Source organism: Mesorhizobium sp. M2E.F.Ca.ET.209.01.1.1 (assembly GCF_004010375.2).
Lineage (GTDB): Bacteria > Pseudomonadota > Alphaproteobacteria > Rhizobiales > Rhizobiaceae > Mesorhizobium.
Window position 1 is genome coordinate 1 of sequence record NZ_SADP02000427.1, and the last position, 370, is coordinate 370.

The window sequence follows — 370 nt, forward strand, 5'->3', positions numbered from 1 at the left end:
CTGGCGCCGTGACACGGTGCTGGCCATGTGCGGCCGGATCGAAAAGGTCCATGGTCGCGACTGGGTCGAGGTCATCGGCTCGGCGCGCAAATTCTCCGAATGCATGATCTACGGCCACTCTGTCGATGATCTGCTGGACGGAGCCAGCCATTTCCACGGTTCGGAGGAATTCTGCCGTGTCCACTGGACGGGCGAGGCGCTGTCGGACGACGAGTTCCGCCGCTTCGTCGCCAGCATGGCGCCGGAGCAGGTGGCGATCGGCATGCAGTCCTTTATCGGCACGGATATCGGCCGCATCCGCCGCCTGATCGGGCTTGATCGCTGACTTGTCCTAGATTGCCTTCGCCGGTCGGCGCAGCGCCGAATAGGT

At 63.8% G+C, this 370-nt stretch carries 1 pseudogene; it reads left to right on the forward strand.

The features are described from left to right. Nucleotides 1-325, forward strand: a pseudogene (locus tag EN852_RS36310) (DUF6492 family protein); the annotation flags it as partial. Nucleotides 326-370 lie beyond the last annotated feature (45 nt).